At 63.3% G+C, this 485-nt stretch carries 1 pseudogene; it reads left to right on the forward strand.

The annotated features are described in order from the left end of the window. Positions 1–66: 66 nt before the first annotated feature. Positions 67–485, forward strand: a pseudogene (locus ACFWPJ_RS15260) (IS30 family transposase); the annotation flags it as partial.

Genomic DNA, 485 nt, shown 5'->3' on the forward strand with positions numbered 1-485 from the left:
GAGAGGTTGCGACGACCGTGTCGTTTTCAGAGGACGTGGAACGCTTCGGCGACCAGTTGACCCGGCCGTTACACGATGCTGGTCCACCTGCCCGGCGGTCACGACGCCGAGACCGTCCGTGACGCGCTGATCGCGACGGTCTCGACCCTGCCCCGGCATCTGCGCGGGTCGTTGACCTGGGACCAAGGTGTCGAGATGGCCCGGCACAAGCAGTTCTCGATGGCTACCGACATGGCCGTCTATTTCTGCGACCCGCACTCTCCTTGGCAGCGCGGCACCAACGAAAACACCAATGGTCGTCTCCGCCAATACTTCCCGAAGGGCACCGATCTGTCGGTCCACAGTCCGGAAGACCTAGAGCACGTCGCTCAGGAACTCAACGGGCGCCCACGCAAAACGCTCGGCTGGGATACCCCCACCGTGGGGCGGGGGGGTGTACTAAACCCCAAAAACCCGCCGGGTTTGGACGCCCGGATTAAAAATCC

It is taken from the genome of Nocardia sp. NPDC058497, assembly GCF_042720195.1.
GTDB lineage: Bacteria > Actinomycetota > Actinomycetes > Mycobacteriales > Mycobacteriaceae > Nocardia.